Origin of the sequence: Rhizobium sp. JAB6 (assembly GCF_003024605.1) — a bacterium.
GTDB lineage: Bacteria > Pseudomonadota > Alphaproteobacteria > Rhizobiales > Rhizobiaceae > Rhizobium.
Map to the genome: position 1 here is coordinate 147,332 of NZ_PYJQ01000005.1, position 16,798 is coordinate 164,129.

The 16,798-nt window shown below is 61.4% G+C and carries 16 protein-coding genes; 7 read left to right on the forward strand and 9 right to left on the reverse strand.

All coding sequences use genetic code 11. The annotated features are described in order from the left end of the window. The first annotated feature begins 238 nt into the window (after positions 1–238). Complete coding sequence (locus C7U61_RS06540; protein WP_106997347.1) at positions 239–1,903, forward strand: electron transfer flavoprotein-ubiquinone oxidoreductase; 1,665 nt, start codon at positions 239–241, stop codon at positions 1,901–1,903. Positions 1,904–1,909: 6 nt separating this feature from the next. After that, a complete protein-coding gene (locus C7U61_RS06545; RefSeq protein ID WP_106997348.1) occupies positions 1,910–2,437 on the forward strand; it encodes a GNAT family N-acetyltransferase in 528 nt (175 codons plus the stop codon). An 83-nt stretch (positions 2,438–2,520) separates the two neighbouring features. On the opposite strand, the gene C7U61_RS06550 is transcribed toward C7U61_RS06545, so the two are convergent. After that, positions 2,521–3,435 (reverse strand): DMT family transporter, encoded by a 915-nt coding sequence (locus C7U61_RS06550; protein ID WP_106997694.1) that lies wholly within the window; start codon positions 3,433–3,435, stop codon positions 2,521–2,523. Between the two features lie 144 nt (positions 3,436–3,579). Between C7U61_RS06550 and C7U61_RS06555 the strand changes: the two genes are divergently transcribed. Beyond that, positions 3,580–4,053, forward strand: coding sequence for an Lrp/AsnC family transcriptional regulator (locus C7U61_RS06555; protein ID WP_106997349.1), 474 nt, complete (start codon positions 3,580–3,582; stop codon positions 4,051–4,053). A 66-nt stretch (positions 4,054–4,119) separates the two neighbouring features. Here C7U61_RS06555 and mgtE read toward each other — a convergent pair whose 3' ends face one another. After that, complete coding sequence (mgtE, locus tag C7U61_RS06560; protein WP_106997350.1) at positions 4,120–5,493, reverse strand: magnesium transporter; 1,374 nt, start codon at positions 5,491–5,493, stop codon at positions 4,120–4,122. 352 nt (positions 5,494–5,845) lie between these two features. Next, positions 5,846–6,859, reverse strand: a complete 1,014-nt coding sequence (locus C7U61_RS06565) for a zinc-binding alcohol dehydrogenase family protein (RefSeq protein ID WP_106997351.1) — start codon at positions 6,857–6,859, stop codon at positions 5,846–5,848. A gap of 104 nt (positions 6,860–6,963) precedes the next feature. Here C7U61_RS06565 and C7U61_RS06570 point away from each other — a divergent pair, with 104 nt between their 5' ends. After that, positions 6,964–7,368 carry a helix-turn-helix domain-containing protein gene (locus C7U61_RS06570; RefSeq protein ID WP_106997352.1) on the forward strand — a complete coding sequence of 135 codons (405 nt, stop codon included), beginning with the start codon at positions 6,964–6,966 and terminating at the stop codon, positions 7,366–7,368. Here C7U61_RS06570 and C7U61_RS06575 read toward each other — a convergent pair. Beyond that, entirely contained in the window at positions 7,333–8,541 is a 1,209-nt protein-coding gene (locus tag C7U61_RS06575) for an MFS transporter (RefSeq protein ID WP_245410770.1), read from the reverse strand. The genes C7U61_RS06570 and C7U61_RS06575 overlap by 36 nt on opposite strands. 325 nt (positions 8,542–8,866) lie before the next feature. Here C7U61_RS06575 and C7U61_RS06580 point away from each other — a divergent pair, with 325 nt between their 5' ends. Further along, the gene (locus C7U61_RS06580) at positions 8,867–9,814 is read left to right on the forward strand and encodes a diacylglycerol kinase family protein (protein ID WP_106997354.1); all 948 of its coding nucleotides are present in this window, start codon (positions 8,867–8,869) and stop codon (positions 9,812–9,814) included. Between the two features lie 6 nt (positions 9,815–9,820). Here the strand turns inward: C7U61_RS06580 and C7U61_RS06585 are convergent, their stop codons facing one another. Next, positions 9,821–11,158: a glutamine synthetase family protein gene (locus tag C7U61_RS06585; RefSeq protein ID WP_106997355.1), complete on the reverse strand. Its 1,338-nt coding sequence runs from the start codon at positions 11,156–11,158 to the stop codon at positions 9,821–9,823. A 148-nt stretch (positions 11,159–11,306) separates the two neighbouring features. On the opposite strand from C7U61_RS06585, the gene C7U61_RS06590 reads away from it, so the two are divergent. Continuing rightward, a complete protein-coding gene (locus tag C7U61_RS06590; RefSeq protein WP_106997356.1) occupies positions 11,307–12,674 on the forward strand; it encodes an aspartate aminotransferase family protein in 1,368 nt (455 codons plus the stop codon). Positions 12,675–12,704: 30 nt separating this feature from the next. On the opposite strand, the gene C7U61_RS06595 is transcribed toward C7U61_RS06590, so the two are convergent. Continuing rightward, entirely contained in the window at positions 12,705–13,724 is a 1,020-nt protein-coding gene (locus C7U61_RS06595; protein ID WP_181315819.1) for a glycosyltransferase family 2 protein, read from the reverse strand. A 96-nt stretch (positions 13,725–13,820) separates the two neighbouring features. On the opposite strand from C7U61_RS06595, the gene C7U61_RS06600 reads away from it, so the two are divergent. Continuing rightward, a complete protein-coding gene (locus tag C7U61_RS06600; protein WP_106997358.1) occupies positions 13,821–14,780 on the forward strand; it encodes a lysylphosphatidylglycerol synthase domain-containing protein in 960 nt (319 codons plus the stop codon). Between the two features lie 4 nt (positions 14,781–14,784). Here the strand turns inward: C7U61_RS06600 and C7U61_RS06605 are convergent, their stop codons facing one another. Genes C7U61_RS06605 through C7U61_RS06615 form a run of 3 tightly spaced genes read right to left on the reverse strand, consistent with a single transcriptional unit; the run spans position 14,785 to position 16,798 of the window. Continuing rightward, a complete protein-coding gene (locus C7U61_RS06605) occupies positions 14,785–16,026 on the reverse strand; it encodes an RNA polymerase sigma factor (RefSeq protein WP_181315820.1) in 1,242 nt (413 codons plus the stop codon). Positions 16,027–16,037: 11 nt separating this feature from the next. Further along, entirely contained in the window at positions 16,038–16,418 is a 381-nt protein-coding gene (locus C7U61_RS06610; RefSeq protein WP_106997360.1) for a YciI family protein, read from the reverse strand. A gap of 17 nt (positions 16,419–16,435) precedes the next feature. Next, positions 16,436–16,798, reverse strand: coding sequence for a YciI family protein (locus C7U61_RS06615; RefSeq protein WP_106997361.1), 363 nt, complete (start codon positions 16,796–16,798; stop codon positions 16,436–16,438).

The window sequence follows — 16,798 nt, forward strand, 5'->3', positions numbered from 1 at the left end:
CGGACGACTATGGAAGACGCACTTTGCAGACGACCGTAGATAGCGTCAAAATATTGACGTTGACGTAAGAGTAACTTAACTTGTTTTGCGTGCTGGGCAAATTGGGGGATTGCCTGTCGCTTCCCGGCTCGACAATCCCTTCCCATTTTGACAAGAGATAAACGAAACGGGGAAGACGCCCAAAGGGGATGAGGTCGCGGTCCGAGATCATCGGACGCCGGCCAAGCGGAGAAGATGAATGACTGAGGCGAACGAGCTGCCGGAACGCGAGAGCATGGAATTCGACGTTGTGATTGTCGGCGCGGGTCCCGCGGGCCTGTCGGCTGCGATCCGGCTGAAGCAGATCAACCCGGATCTGACTGTCGTCGTGCTCGAGAAGGGAGCCGAAGTCGGCGCCCATATCCTGTCGGGCGCAGTCGTCGACCCGATCGGCATCGACCGACTGCTGCCGGGCTGGCGCGAAGAAGAGGGGCATCCCTTCAAGACGGAAGTGAAGGACGATCACTTCCTGTTCCTGGGACCTGCCGGTTCCATCCGCCTGCCGAATTTCCTGATGCCGCCGCTGATGAACAATCACGGCAATTACATCGTCTCGCTCGGCAACGTCTGTCGCTGGCTGGCCGAAAAGGCCGAAGCCTTGGGCGTCGAAATCTATCCGGGCTTTGCAGCGACCGAAGTGCTCTATAACGACGAAGGCGCCGTCATCGGTGTCGCAACCGGCGACATGGGCATCGAGAAGAATGGCGAACCCGGCCCGAACTATACCCGCGGCATGGTGCTGCTCGGCAAATATGTGCTGATCGGCGAAGGCGTGCGCGGCTCGCTTGCCAAGCAGCTCATTGCCAAGTTCGATCTCGCGCGGGACCGCGACGTGCCGAAATTCGGCATCGGCATCAAGGAGCTTTGGGAAGTCAAGCCCGAAAACCATAGACAGGGTCTCGTGCAGCATTCCTTCGGCTGGCCTCTCGGCATGAAGACGGGCGGCGGCTCCTTCCTCTATCATCTGGAGGACAATCTGGTCGCCGTCGGCTTCGTCGTCCACCTGAACTACAAGAACCCCTATCTCTACCCCTTCGAGGAATTCCAGCGTTTCAAGACGCATCCGGCGATCCGGAGCACTTTCGAAGGCGGCAAGCGCATCTCCTATGGTGCGCGCGCCATCACCGAAGGCGGGTGGCAGTCGGTGCCGAAGCTGACCTTCCCGGGCGGTGCGTTGATCGGCTGCTCGGCCGGCTTCGTCAACGTTCCCCGCATCAAGGGCAGCCACAATGCGGTGCTGTCCGGCATGCTGGCGGCCGACAGGATCGCCGAGGCGATCGCCGCCGGTCGCAGCAACGACGAGGTGATCGAGATCGAGAACGAATGGCGCCAGTCCGACATTGGGAGGGATCTGAAGCGGGTGCGGAACGTCAAGCCGCTCTGGTCGAAGTTCGGCACGGCGATCGGCGTGGCGCTCGGCGGCCTGGACATGTGGACGAACCAGCTCCTCGGCTTCTCCTTCTTCGGTACGCTGAAGCATGGCAAGACGGATGCCGCCTCGCTGGAGCCTGCGGCCCAGCACAGGAAGATCGACTATCCGAAGCCGGACGGCGTCCTGACCTTCGACCGTCTCTCCTCGGTGTTCCTGTCGAACACCAACCACGAGGAAGACCAGCCGGTGCATCTGCAGGTCAGGGACATGGACCTGCAGAAGAGGTCGGAACATGACATCTATGCCGGTCCGTCGACGCGCTACTGTCCGGCCGGCGTCTATGAATGGGTGGAGAAGGACGGCGAGGACACCTACGTCATCAATGCCCAGAACTGCGTCCACTGCAAGACCTGCGACATCAAGGACCCGAACCAGAACATCAACTGGGTTCCCCCGCAGGGCGGCGAAGGGCCGGTCTATCCGAATATGTGAGATGCGATGACGGAGATCGAACAAGGCGCCTGGACGATCCGTTCGGCCAGGGCCGACGAACTGCATCTGCTCGCTACCATCGAGATCGATGCCTTCTGGGCTCTGCATGAGGCCGGCGCGGTCGCCTGCGAGCCGACGTCGCTACCTCTCGAGGTACTGGAACAATCCCTTGCGCAAGACTTGCTGTTCGTTGCCGTCGATGGCAATGACCGGCCATTCGGTTTCCTCGCGGGCATCCGCAAGGACGGCTCGGTTCATATTGCCGAACTCGATGTCGTCAGGCGTTGGCAGAAGCGAGGCGTCGGACGCCGGCTGATGGAAGCTGCGATTGAAGCGGCCAGGGCTCAAGATGCGGCAGGCGTCACTCTGACGACAGACCGGCAGGTGGCCTTCAACGCGCCGTTCTATGCCTCGATGGGGTTTCGTATCCTGGATGACGAGGACAGGCCGGCCGTTCTCACGCAGATCCTGGAGAATGAATTGGCCCACGGCGCCGATCCGGCCAGGCGTGTGGCCATGGCGCTGCGATTTTGATCCTGGTTTCATGAATTCAGGGGCAAATAGAAAGAGCGGCTCAGCACTTCGCTGAACCGCTCCATATCTCGGCAAGATGCGATTTAGTGCTGGACGGCCTTCCGGGCCAGCACGCCGGTCGAAAGTGCCACCCCAAGTCCCGTAACGATTGCGGCCGCAATACCGGTCAGTCCGATTTCCTCGCCGAGCAGAAAGCCGCCGCCGATCGTGGCAAGAACGGGGGTGATGGCGGTAAAGGCTGCGGCCTGCGTGCCCCCGAGAGCCTGGACGGCAAGACCATAGGCAAGCGTGGCGGCAAGGCCCGACAGCAACCCTTGGCTGACGATCTGCAGCCCGATTTCCGGCAGCGGCACGGAGGCAAGCGAGTTGCCGAAGATGGCGGCCAGGCCGACATGGATCAGCAACGACCAGACGGCGATGATGGCGCTCGATTGGACGGCGCTGAGGCCTGAGCGGCGGAAGGCGTGAGTGTAGGTTGCCCAGAGCACGGCCGACAGCGGCAGCAGGGTAAAGCCCTCCCAGGAGATATGCACGCCATAGAGGCTGCGGGCAAGCAGGATCACGACGCCGGCGACGATGCCGCCAAGGCCGAGCCAGCGGGTGATATCAAGCCGCTCGCGAAACAAGAGCACACCGATCAGGGCGGTTGCCAGGGGCATGGAGCCGCCGAGCAGGACGCCGGCCGACGAGGCCGGCGTGAATTGGATGGCAAGCGTGGTGAGCTGAAAGAAGAGGGCGCCGGAGCCGCAGACCATCAGCGCCAGCAGCTTCAGAGGCACGCCCTTCGGCAGCAGGCCTGTCTTCCACCAGATGGGGGCCAGCACCAGGGCCGGTACGCCGTAACGGATCAGGCCGAGGTCGATGGTGCCCATCTGCGTTTCGGCGGTATGACGGGTGGCAAGAATCCAGTTTGCCCAAATCAAGACGGTGACTATGGCGCCGGCATAGCCGACCATGGTGGGGGGTGCCTTGCGGGTGGAGAGAGACAAAGCGGTCATCGACATATCCTTTCCAACGATCCGGTTATCTTTCGAATGAAGAAAAGATAGCGCCGAAGGCCGAGGCATGTCCTTGCTAGTTGTGGCTCCAAAATCGTGCTATGAGCAATGTTCTGCCAAAATAAATGATTGAGTTTCCCGGATATGCCAAAACTGGATAAATTCGATATTGCAATCCTCAATTGCCTTCAGGAGGATGCGCGCGCCACCAATGTCGAGATTGCCGAGCGCGTCAATCTCTCGCCGTCACCCTGCCTCAGGCGCATCCGCAATCTGGAAAAATCCGGCCTCTTGCGCGGCTACCGGGCAGATATCGACCGCAAGCAGGCTGGCCTCGGCCTAACGGTCTTCGTGGAGCTCAAGGTCGGCCAGCACTCGAAAGAGAATTCCGAGACACAGCAGGCAGCATTGCTCGCCATTCCGGAAGTGGTCGCCTGCCATTTGATTTCAGGCACGGCCGATTTCCTGGCGGAAGTCGTGGTGGAGGATCTGGCGGCCTATGAGAAGGTAATGTCGGAAAAGCTTCTGGTGCTTCCTGGCGTGGTCGATCTGCGCTCGAACTTCGCGATCCGCACCATCAAGACCAATGGCGCTCTGAAATTGCCCCAGCCTGACTGAAACAGCCGGAGTGAAAACACAAAAGGGGCCGTCGCCGGCCCCTCTGCGATGGGAGTCTGATTATTCTCAGAGCATCGTGCCGCTGAGGATCAGCAGCGCGACCGAGAAATAGATCACCAGGCCTGTGACATCGACCAGCGTCGCGACGAAAGGTGCCGATGCGCTGGCGGGATCGAGCCGCAGCTTCTGCAAAGCGAATGGCAGCATCGAGCCGGCGAGCGAACCGAAGGTGACGATGCCGATTAGGGCAGCGAAAACCGTGAGAGCGACCAACTGCCAGTGCGGACCGTAGTTGAAGAGGCCGAGGCTTTGCCAGAGCACGATACGGGCGAAGCCGACGAGGCCGAGGATCGCGCCGAGCACGATGCCCGTCGGCAGCTCGCGGAACGCCACGCGCCACCAGTCGGAGAGCTTGAGTTCGCCGAGCGCCAGCGCCCGGATGATCAGCGACGTCGCCTGCGAGCCGGAATTGCCGCCCGAGCTCATGATGAGCGGGATGAAGAGCGTCAGCACGACAGCCTTTTCCAGCTCGCCTTCGAAATGCTGCATGGCGCTCGCCGTCAGCATTTCGCCGAGGAAGAGGGCTGCCAGCCAGCCGGCGCGCTTGCGGATCATGCCCGTAAAGCTGATCTTCATATAGGGCTGGCCGAGGGCCTCCATACCACCGAACTTCTGGGCGTCTTCGGTCGTATCGGCGATCATCGTGTCGATGACGTCGTCGACCGTGACGATGCCGAGCATATGCCCCTTGTCGTCGACAACCGGCAGCGCCAGCAGATCGTGGCGGCGAATCAGGCGCGCGACGTCCTCCTGCTTCATCAGCGGCGGTGCCGTGACTGGCACGCCCTTCTGGGCGACGGTCAGGATACAGGCATCCGGGTCACCGGTGATGAGGCGGCGCAGCGTCACGACGTGCAGCAGCACATGCGTTTCGTCGTCGAGAACATAGATGGCGTAGACCGTTTCGCGGGAGCGCTCGACCTGGCGAACGTGGTCGAGCGTCTGGGCCACGGTCCAGCTTGCGAAAACGCTGACGAATTCCGTCGTCATGATGCCGCCTGCCGTGCGCGGCGGATAGCCCATCAGGCCCTGAATCGCCTGCCTTGCTTGCTCGTCGAACGTCGCGAAGAGGCGGGCGCGGGTATCGACATCCATCTCAAGCAGCACGTCGGCGACGCGGTCGTTGGACATGCCATGCAGCAGGCGCGCAGCGTCTGCATTGCCCATGACTTCGAGAATGGCGGGTGCGTTGCGCAGTTCCGGCCGGTCGAGAATGCGCACGGCACGCTCTTCCGGCATTTTGGCCAGAATGCGGGCAGCCTCTGCCACGTCTGTTGCGTTCAGAGCCTCGACGCGCTCCGCAATGGTGACGGCGCGATTGTTATTGATGAATGCACGAGCGGCATTGCCGGCCCGCGCGGGAAAGCTGTTGATGTTCATTATAGCTCGCCTTTCCGGTCGATCCGCCGTCGTAGCGGATCGTGGCGAGCCGACAGGAGTCGGTTAGTGCACGAATGCTACTGACGGCAAAGGCAATCGACTACTACTGTCGCTAGGCATCGAAAGATGGCTCCGGTTGATCGGTATGGAAAACGCTGTTCCCCATGTGCGGAGAAGTCGCGCCGAAGGCATGAAAAGTCAAGAGGCTGCAGAGCCTAAACGCTCGTTCCTGCGATAAAATTTTGTTTAGGCGGCTGCAAATTTTTGCGATGCATCAAAACCTGGTGCAAATGCGTTAAAACAAAGCGGCCGGACGACATCCGCCCGGCGCCCCGTCGAGAATATTGACCGCTCAGAAACCTGCGAGAACGACCTTGCCCTTCACCTTGCCGGTTTCAATGAGGGCATGCGCCTTCTTCAGATTGGCCGCGTTGATCGTACCCGCGGTCTCCGTCAGGGTCGACCTGATCTTGCCGGCATCCACCAGTTCCGCGACCTTGGTCAGCAGCTTGTGCTGCTCGATCATGTCGGCGGTGTTGAAGAGCGGACGGGTGAACATCAGTTCCCAATGGATCGATACCGCCTTTCGCTTGAACGGCACGACATCGAGCGTCTTCGGATCATCGATCAGGGCGAAGCGGCCTTGCGGCGTGATGGCTTCGATGATCGAGCCGATATGGTCTGACGTGTTCGTCGTCGAGAAGACGAAGGCGGGTGCGCCGATGCCGAGCGCTTCGATCTGTGGCGCAAGCGGCTTCGAGTGATCGATAACGTAATGGGCGCCGAGTTCCTTCACCCAAGCCTGCGTTTCCGGCCGCGATGCCGTTGCGATGACGGTGAGATCGGTCAGCGCGCGGGCGATCTGGATGGCAATCGAGCCTACGCCTCCGGCCCCGCCGATGATGAGGATGGCATTGGTGGCCCCGGGAACCGGGTCTTGCACTTTCAGGCGGTCAAACAGCGTTTCATAGGCGGTGATCGAAGTCAGCGGTAGCGCGGCGGCTGCTGGAAAATCGAGGCCCTTCGGTTTGGCGCCGACAATGCGCTCATCGACAAGATGAAATTCGGCATTTGAGCCGCCGCGATTGATGGCGCCCGCATAGAAGACTTCGTCTCCCGGCTTGAACATGGTGACGTCGGGCCCGACTGCTTTGACGATGCCTGCAGCATCCCAGCCGATGATCTTGTATTCACCCTCCGGCGGGGCGACATTGGCACGGATTTTGACATCGACCGGATTGACGGAAACCGCTTTCACCTCGACCAGCAGGTCATGACCCTTTGCCTCGGGCGTCGGCAGTTCGATGTCGATCAGCGATGTCTCCGCGGAGATGGGTTGCGGTTGCTTGTAGGCGACTGCGCGCATGGGAGAAGCTCCTGGTTTTGTTGCACAGAGGCTAGATGCGCATTATCGTTAAAAGGCGCAAGAATGCACAATTTCTGTACGTAGGTACAAAAAGGATACTATCGATGTCGGTTCCGCGTTCCAAACTGGTCAAGAATTTCCCGGGCTGCCCGGTCGAGGCGACGCTAAGCCTGCTCGATGGCAAATGGAAGGGCGTGATCCTGTTTCACCTTATGGAAGGGACGCTGCGCTTCAACGAAATCCGCCGCAAGCTGCCATCGGTGACGCAGCGCATGCTGACCAAGCAATTACGGGAATTGGAAGAATCCGGACTGCTATCGCGCACCGTCTTTCCGGTCGTGCCGCCGCGCGTCGATTATGCGCTAACGCCGCTTGGCGCCAGCCTCGGGCCGATCATCAAGGCGATGGCTGTCTGGGGCGAGGAGAATGTATTTTGCCATGACGGGCGCCAGCAGCTGGGCGCCCCTGGCATGTCATGCACGCCCGGGGCGGCGCTCCAGGCCAACTGAAACGGCGAAGACGGCAAGGCCTGCGACGGAAAGGACCGCGCCGACATAGCCGGTGGCGGCAGCCGTGAAGCCCCAGGAGATTACCAGACCGCCCAGCCAGGCGCCGAGCGCATTGGCGATGTTGAAGGCGGAGTGATTGGAGGCGGCGGCAAGCGTCTGGGCATCGGCGGCCACATCCATCAGCCGCGTCTGCACGGCCGGACAGGCTGCAAAGCCGCAGCCGATCAGGAAGACGCAGATGCAGAGCATGATGGAGTTGGCCGCTGTCAGCGAGAAGAGCGTCATGATGACGATGTTGAAGATCATCATGCCGCCGATCGTTCCCTTGATCGAGATGTCGCCAAGGCGAGAGCCGACGATGTTGCCGACATTCATGCCGATACCGAAGAGCGCAAGCACGACCGGCACCATGGCGGTGCCGAGGCCGGCGACCTCGGTCGTCGTCGTGGCAACATAGCTGAAGATCGAAAACATCCCGCCGAAGCCGACGGCGGCGACGCCGAGCGAAAGCCAGACCTGGATGCGCGTCAGCGCACCGAGCTCGCGGGCGATGCTGGCGCCTTCCTCGACCCTGTCCTTGGGGAGGAAGAGGGCGATCAGCATCATGGTGGCAAGGCCGATAGCGCCCACCATCATGAATGCTGCGCGCCAATTCAGAAGCTGGCCGAGGAAGGTGGCGACCGGCGTGCCGATCAGCGTCGCGATCGTGAGGCCAAGCATGACCTGGCCGACGGCGCGCACGCGGCGATGGACCGGCACCATGGAGGCGGCAACCAGCGCCGCCACGCCGAAATAGGCGCCATGCGGCAGGCCGGTGATGAAGCGCAGCGCCGTGAAGCTTTCGAAGGTCGGCGCAAAAGCGCTGGAAATATTGCCGGCGGCAAAGATCGCCATCATCAAGAGCAGCAGCGTGCGGCGCGCCATCTTGGCGGCAAGCACGGCAATGACAGGCGCGCCGACGACGACGCCGAGCGCATAGGCGCTGATGACATGGCCCGCTTGCGGCGTGGTGACCCCGAAGGTGCTGGCGACCTCGGGCAGAAGCCCCATGATGACGAATTCGCCTGTTCCAATACCGAAGCTGCCGACGGCCAGTGCCAGGGTTACAAGCGCGACGGCAGTGCGGGATGGCGTTTCCAGGGAGGTTTGGGTATCGAGAACCTCGACGGCAATATCGCTCACGAAAACTCCTTGGGCGACACACGAAGATCAATGCCTCAATGGGCAGCAAACTCCGGTCACGCGGCGTTCGATGTATCAAACTGGGATATGGGACTGGCGAGGCACGGACATGCCTCGGTTGATACTATCAATGATTGAGGCGCATGTGTCGCGTGCATTTCTTGCAGTGCAGCATGTCGGATCATGCATAAGTACGCTGCAGCCGATCTCGGCGAAACGGCTACAGCGCTTGAAATCGTTCTCTCCAAAACCATCTGAAAAGAAGCGCACGGGGCCTCAGCCCCTGATACAATTTGCGGAGGACCGAGAGCCCCTAATGAAGTTGATCGGCTTTTTCAATCGCGATGGCGGAACGTTCCGCACGACTGATATGGCTGCCTATGAAAGGAAAGCGGAGCAGGTCTTCCGCGAGGCTGGTCACGATTTCGAAGCTGTTGTCGTCGAGGGGCGCAACGTCGTGTCGGCGATGGAGCGTGCCGCGCGTCGTGACGATATTGACGGGATCGTCGCAGGCGGCGGCGACGGCACCATTTCGGCGGCCGCCGCCATTGCCTGGAAAAACGGCGTCGCTCTCGGCGTCATTCCGGCCGGCACCATGAATCTATTTGCCCGTTCTCTGCGCCTGCCGCTCGACATATGGCAGACGCTGAACGTGCTTGCGACGGGCGAGGTCGATAACGTCGATATCGGCAGCGCCAACGGCCGCGCCTTCATCCATCAGTTTTCCGCAGGCTTGCATGCGCGCATGGTCCGCTATCGCAATGGCTACACCTATCGCTCGCGCATCGGAAAGATGTCGGCCAGCACGCGTGCGGCCTTCGGCGTCATTGCCAATCCGCCGGAATTCGACGTGGACTTCGAGGTCGGCGGCGTTCGCGAGCGCCGGCATGTCTCGGCCATCTCCGTTTCCAACAATCCATTCGGCGCCAATGCGCTGCTTTATGCCGATAGCCTGCGCAGCGGCGAGTTGGGCTTCTATACCGCAAAGCCGCTGCGGCCGCTCGGCGTCGCCAGGCTTGCCATCGACATGCTGCGCGGCCGGTTTCGTGAGAATGCCGACGTCATGGTCATGCACGCCCCGGAGGTGCATCTACATTTCCCGAAACTGCGCCAGCTCGCCAACTGCGTGATGGATGGCGAGTTGCTGCCTCTCGAGCGCAACGTGACCCTCAAGGTCCATCCAGGCGAACTTAAGGTAATGGTCGGTGAAGGAACTGCCGCCAGCGTTGCCCGTGAGGGTGCCGTTGACAGCGTCGCTATTTGAACACGATCAAAGGCCGGGCAGGTAGGTTCGATAGTCGAAATCGGAAACGCTGCGCAGATAACGGATCGCTTCCTTATGCTTCGTATCGCCGTAGAGCTTCTGATACCGCTCGCCGAAAATGTCGGCAATAAAGGCGGAGGCACGGAAGCGCTCGACGGCCGTGAGAAGATCATGAGTCAGCTTTGGCGCATCGGTCGGTATATAGGCGGGCGTCGATTCCTCACCGGGATCCAGTTCATTCTCCAATCCGAGCAGCATGCCGCCAAGGATCGCCGCCAGCATCAGATAGGGATTGGCGTCCGCTCCGGCGACACGGTGTTCGATGCGTGCGCCCGGCCCATCCTTCTCCGGAATACGCACCGCAGTGCCGCGATGACCGAAGCCCCAGGTCAGATCGACGGGGGCAAAGGAGCCTGGCTGGAAACGGCGGTAGGAATTGGCATAGGGCGCAAAGACCAGCTGCGCGTCCTGCAGCGTCTGCAGCAGACCTGCGCAGATCGACTTCAGTCTCTTCGGCTCGCCGCCCGCGGCATCGAGGACATTACGCCCTTGAGCGTCGATGATGCTCGCATGCACATGCAGCCCCGAGCCGGCATGGTCGGTATAGGGTTTGGCCATGCAGGTCGACTTCAGCCCGTGCTTTCGCGCCGCCTGTTCCGCCACCCGCTTCAGCATGATGCAATCGTCTGCCGCCGCCAGCGCGGGGCGATGCAGCAGGTTCACTTCGAACTGACCGGGACCGAATTCCGCCGTCGTCGCATCCGCCGGCAAGCCCTGTGCCCGCGCATAGGCGCGCAGCGTTTCAAGGTAGTCGTCAAGGAGATCGAGGGCATCCATGTCATAGAGCTGAAAGCCGTTCGGCTCGCCCCGGTAAGTCAAGGCTGCCGGCGGCGAGGGGACGCCTTTCTCACGCCAGTCACCGGCAAGCAGATAGAATTCCAGCTCGGTCGCGATGACGGGTGTCAAGCCGAGCGCCGTATAGCGATCGATTACGGCGGAAAGGATGGCGCGCGGGTCCTGAAAGCTCGGGCTGCCGTCGAGCTCGTGCATGGTGGCCAGCACCTGCTTCGATCCCGCCGGCGCCCAGGGCATGTCCACCAGCGTGCGCCGATCGGCAACGCAGGTGCCGTCCGGATCCCCGATGGTGAGCGACAGGCCGGTGATATCGTCATTGTCGTCACCCCAGATATCGAGCGATTGTGTCGAGGTCGGCAGCCGCACGGCGCCCGACCAGACCTTCTTTTCGGCTGAAATCGGGATCTGCTTGCCGCGCAGGCGGCCGTTCATGTCCGAGATCAGCACTTCGATGCGCGCGTTACCTTCGGTTGCGTTGCCGGCGGTCATGCTCTTGTAAATCCTCCATGCTCACGGCATGGTCGTAAACCAAGATAGCTTGCAGTCAAGTCGGGCTGGGGTGAGAGGCCGGGCACATAATGGCGGCGTTGAAAGACTTGCCTGACAAATGCAAATTCAAAGAGGGTTCGAAATAGGCATGTCCGATACACCAAGCCGCTCCAATCTCGCCGCCCTCGATGCTGCCCATCACCTCCATCCTTTCGCTGATATGCGCAAGCTCAACGCCGATGGCGCCCGCATCATCCAGCGCGGCGAGGGTGTCTATATTTTCGATGCGGAAGGGCGGAAGTATCTGGATGGCTTTGCCGGCCTCTGGTGCGTGAACATCGGCTACGGCCGCACTGAAATCGGTGATGCTGTTGCCAGGCAGATGAACGAGCTGCCTTATTACAACACCTTCTTCGGCACCACGACAACGCCGGCGACGCTTCTCGCCGAGAAGGTCTGCGCCCATGCCGGACCGGAGTTCAACCATGTCTTCTTCACCAATTCCGGCTCCGAGGCAAACGACACCTGGTTCCGCATGGCGAGGGTCTATTGGGGCGCGGTGGGTAAGCCGACGAAGAAGACCATCATCGCGCGCAAGAACGGCTATCACGGCTCGACGGTCGCCGGCGCCAGCATGGGCGGCATGAAATACATGCACGAGCAGGGCGACCTGCCGATCCCTGGCGTCGTCCATATCGGCCAGCCCTATTGGTATGCCGAGGGCGGCGATCTCTCGCCGGAGGAATTCGGCCTGAAGATTGCGCGCGAGCTCGAAGCCAAGATTGACGAATTGGGCGAGGATAACGTCGCAGCCTTCGTCGCCGAGCCGGTGCAGGGTGCCGGCGGCGTCATCATCCCGCCGTCCACCTATTGGCCCGAGATCGCGCGCATCTGCAAGGCAAGGAACATCCTGCTCGTCTGCGATGAAGTGATCTGCGGCTTCGGCCGTCTCGGCGCATGGTTCGGCCACCAGCATTTCGGCGTCGAGCCCGATCTCGCGCCGATCGCCAAGGGACTGTCATCTGGCTATCTGCCGATCGGCGGCGTGCTCGTCAGCGATCGCATCGCCGATGTGCTGATCAATGAGGTCGGTGAATTCAATCATGGCTTTACCTATTCCGGCCATCCGGTCTGTGCGGTAGCGGCCATCGAAAATCTGCGGATTATCGAGGAGGAAAGGCTGGTCGAGCGTGTGCGCGACGATATCGGTCCTTACTTTGCCAAGGCTTGGGGCAGTCTTGGCGATCACGATATGGCCGGCGAAGCCGTCAGCATCGGCTTGATGGGCGGCCTACAGCTTGCTGCCGATAAATCCACGCGCCGGCGCTTCGAAAAGCCGGATGCGATAGGGTCTGCCGTGCGCAATCATGCTTTGGCAAATGGCCTGGTGCTGCGCGCCACCCGCGACCGCATGCTGGCCTCGCCGCCGCTCATTATCAGCCATGAGGAAGTGGACGCCATGGTGCGGATCGCGCGTGGCGCGCTCGATGCCGTTTGGGCTGAGGTGAGATCGTAGCTTCGCCAGCGCCGGTCGATCGACCGGAGCTTAGACGTCCTGATGATCTCGATCGAAGATCTTGCGCACGATGTAATTCGGCGAGAGATCGTCGCGATAATAGATGCGTGCGATCATTTCGGCGAGGATGCCTGTCGTGATCATCTGTACCGACGACAAGAGCAGCACGACACCGACCATCAGCAGCGGGCGGCTGCCGATATCGTCGCCGAAGATGAACTTGTCGATGAAGAGCCACAGCAGGATGACGCCTGCAAGTGCGCCGAGGCCGAGGCCGAGCGAGCCGAAGAAGTGGCCAGGCCGCGCCTTGTAGCGCATGAAAAACATTACCGACAGCAGATCGAGGATGACGCGGAAGGTGCGTGAGATCCCGTATTTCGAGGTGCCGTGCTGGCGGGCATGGTGGGTGACCGGGACTTCGCCGATGCGCGAGCTCGGCACGACGCCGGCGACCCAGGCGGGGATGAAACGGTGCATCTCTCCCATCAGCTTCACCTGCTTGATGATGGAAGAGCGATAGATCTTCAGGCTGCAGCCATAATCGTGCAGCTTGACGCCGGTGATGCGGCCGATCAGGTAGTTGGCACACCAGGAGGGAATCTTGCGCAGGAGAAGGCCGTCCTGGCGGTTCTTGCGCCAGCCGACGAGCAGATCGAGCTGCCGCCGCTCCAGCTCCTCGACCATCGAAGGAATGTCCTTCGGGTCGTTCTGCAGATCGCCGTCCATGGTGGCGATGAGACGGCCGTTCGCCGCATCGATGCCGGCCTGCATGGCGGCCGTCTGACCAAAATTGCGCTGAAGCTCGACGATGCGCAGCGTCAGCCCTTCTTGCGAAAGCGACCGGCGGGCATTGACGAGTGTCGCGTCCGTGCTGCCGTCATCGACCAGGATCAGCTCCCAGGATTTGCCAAATCCACGCATGGCGGCACAGATGCGATCAATAAGCGGTCCGACGCTTTCTTCCTCGTTGAAGACAGGCACGACCAGTGAAAGCTCGAGAGGGCTTGCCGGATCGGCCTGGGGGAGGGTCGACTCTGCCGTTGTCTGCAACACTTCTTTCTCCTAAAAGACCGGCAGTACCTGCCGGACGAAACGAGCGAAAAGTCCGGTTTCAGCCTTCCGCTCGCATTTGGGTGCCCTAACTACATGAAGACTCCGACGGTTGCCAGCCGACAGAATTGGTTTATTCGCAACCGAATGACGCTGCTGACGCTCGCGGTCGTCCTTGCCTACGCCGCCTTCATCGAATGGTTCTGGGGCTGGACCTCGATCCTGGCGCAATGGGGCAAGGTCGGCGCCTTGCCGATCCTTCTAGCGCTCGCGCTTCTGACCGGCACCTATTTCCTGCGCACCTGGCGCATCTATGATTATTTCCCGAAGGAAACATCGGGCCATTTCGCGGCGCTGTTCCGCGTGACGCAGGTCCATAACCTGCTGAACATTATGATGCCGTTCCGAACGGGGGAAACCAGCTTCCCGGTGCTGATGCGCTCCGAATTCGGCATTCCTCTGGCGCGGGGAACTTCGGCGCTGTTTGTCATGCGGCTGCTCGACCTGCATGCGCTGCTGGCCGCGGCCGGCGTCGGCCTTGCGCTGGCTTCGCCCTATCATGTCGTGGCCTGGATCCTGTGGGCGGCTTTCCTGCTGCTGCCGGTCGCAGGCTTCGCCTCCCGCCGGCCGCTGATCCGCCTTGCCGCCCGCACCTTGCCAAAGAAGGCGCAAGGGCTGGTGCATGAGCTGGAGCGCGGCCTGCCGGTTGATGCGAGCGCCTTTGCGCGCGCCTGGCTGACGACCATCGTCAACTGGCTGGTCAAGGTCGTGGTGCTCGCCTGGGCGCTCGGCTTGATGAACGTCACGCCGCTTTCGGCAAGCTTCGGCGGCGCGCTCGGCGGCGAATTATCCTCCGTCCTGCCCGTGCATGCGCCCGGCGGGGTCGGCACCTATCCGGCCGGCATTACCGCCGGCGCCATGGCCTTCGGGGCTTCGAGTGCCAAGCAGGCAATCGAAAATCTCGCACAGGCGAGCATCAATGCTCACCTGCTGATCGTGGTATCCGCGTTGACGGGGACCGCGATCGGATTGTTGATCTCGCGCAAACGCGGCTGACCGGCTACTGTCGCGTCTTGCTCTCAAGCTCCGCCAATCGCTTGCGCAGAAATGCCTGCTCCGGCGCCTGTTGGCATAGCGAAAGCGCGGCCTGGTAGGATTGCCGCGCCTCATCCATCCGACCAAGTTGGCGAAGAAAGTCGGCTTTCGCGGCGTGGGTGAGGTGATACCGCGCCATCCGTTCCTCTTGCAGCAGCCCGTCTACGATGGAAAGTGCCGCCGCCGGACCATCGCATATGGAGACGGCAACCGCCCGATTGAGCTCGATTACGGGGGAGGGGCTGGCCATCAGCAGCAGGTCGTAGAGCGCCACCAGCTTTCGCCAATCGGTATCGTCCCCGTTCACGGCGCGGGCATGTTCCGCCGCGATCGCCGCCTGCAGCGCATAGCTGCCGACGCTCTCTGCCGCCATCGCCTTTGCGGATAGCGCCAGGCCTTCGCGGATCTGGGTGCGATCCCAGAGCGCGCGATCCTGATCGGCAAGCAGGACCAGATCGCCTGACGCATCGGCTCGGGCAAGGCGTCGCGAATCCTGCAGCAGCATGAGTGCAAGCAATCCTTCGACTTCCGAATCGGGCAATAGCTGCAGCAAAAGCCTGCCGAGGCGAATGGCTTCGGCCGCAAGGTCGGCGCGGACGATCGCCGAGCCTGATGATGCCGAATAACCCTCGCTGAAAACGAGATAGATGACACGCAGCACCTGCGCCAGCCGCTCCGGCAATTCCGTCTTGCAGGGTACTTCATAAGGAATATGGGCAGCGCGAATACGGTTTTTGGCACGGACGATGCGCTGGGCGACTGTCGGAGCTGGAATCAGAAAGGCATGGGCGATCTCCTCCGTCGTCAGGCCGCAGACCTCCCGCAACGCCATCGCCATCCGCGCCTCGGCGGGAATAAGCGGATGGCAGCAGGTGAAGATCAGCCGCAGCATGTCGTCCTCGATCTCTTCGTTTTCGGCGACTTCCATCGCCTCTCCCTCCGGATAAAGGCTCTCTGTAATGTCCGGGCGAGCCGCGTCGAAACGCGTTCGGCGCCTGATGTGATCGATGGCACGAAAACGTCCGGCTGAGACGAGCCAGGCATAGGGATTGGCCGGGATCGTCTTCTCCGTCCACTGCTGTGCCGCTGCTGCAAAGGCATCGTGAAGAGCTTCATCGGCCCGGTCGAAATCGCCGAGCAGACGGATCAGCGTCGCCAGCACGCGGCGCGAATGGCTGCGATAAATGCCTTCAATGGTTCGGTTCAGCGACATGGATGTCAGGATGTCTCCGCCAGATCTCCCCGCAGGGTCAGGATACGAACCGGGCGGATTTCGACGGCGCCATAGCGTGCCGAGGGTATGCGTTTGGCGATACCAGCGGCGCTATCGAGGTCGGGTGCTTCGATGAGATAGAAGCCGGCCAGGTGCTCCTTCGTCTCCGCGAACGGTCCGTCCGTGACCGAAAATCCATCGCCGCCGTCCGGCCGGACGACGATCGACTTGTCTCGAAGCGCCAGCGCATCGGAAACGATCATGCTGCCGTCCCGTCGCAACTCCTCGTCGAAGACGAAATGCTCGCCGATCAGATGGTTCATCTCGTTCGGCGTCAATCGTCCGTCGACATCTACCGCTGTGTAGATCAGGCATAGAAACCGCATGTATTTTCCTTTCTCAGTCATTCGTCCGGAAAGCGGATGTCAAAGGCGGTGCGAACCTCGATCATGCCGTAGCGCGCGACGGGGAAGGTGGCGGCGATCGCAGTCGCTTCCTCCATATCCCGGGCCTCGATCAGCACGAAGCCGCCGAGATGTTCCTTGATCTCCGCGAACGGACCGTCGGTCACAGCGGTTTCGCCGCGGCGCACGCGAACCGTTTTCGCAGTCTCCGGTTCGCGCAGGGCATTGGCGACGATGAGGTGGCCGCTCTCGCGCAGCCGGTTGTCGTTGTCGATCGAATCCCGCGTCAGCTTTCGCCCCTCCTCCTCCGAAATCTTGGCGATCTCTGCGCTTTCGAACCACACCTGGCAAAGGAACTTCAT